1 protein-coding gene is annotated in these 325 nt (G+C 49.2%); it reads left to right on the forward strand.

Annotated features, from left to right (window positions below):
- Positions 1-11: 11 nt before the first annotated feature.
- Positions 12-164 (forward strand): aspartate/glutamate racemase family protein, encoded by a 153-nt coding sequence (locus tag R0J87_RS19150; protein ID WP_498888220.1) that lies wholly within the window; start codon positions 12-14, stop codon positions 162-164.
- Positions 165-325: the final 161 nt, after the last annotated feature.

Genomic DNA, 325 nt, shown 5'->3' on the forward strand with positions numbered 1-325 from the left:
TCCAAAAAGTCATCCAAAAACTCATCGACCGCGGAGCCGAGGGCATCATTCTGGGCTGTACGGAAATCGGCTTGTTGATTCAGCAAAACGACGCGGAAATCCCTTTGTTCGATACAGCAAAAATCCACGTCGAAGCAGCAGTGAAAGAGGCACTGGATCATTGAAATGAAAGGGGGGGAGAACATGGGATCGCGCCTGATGCATTTGATCATCGCTGAACAGGTGGCAGAGAAAATCGAGTTATCCAATCGCCCGCGTTTCCTGCTGGGGGGCATTGCGCCAGATGCAGTTCATGGAAGAGAACAAAAAACCAAATCCCATTATT

The sequence above is a fragment of the Halomonas sp. SIMBA_159 genome (assembly GCF_046536035.1).
Classification (GTDB): Bacteria; Pseudomonadota; Gammaproteobacteria; order Pseudomonadales; family Halomonadaceae; genus Vreelandella; species Vreelandella venusta_A.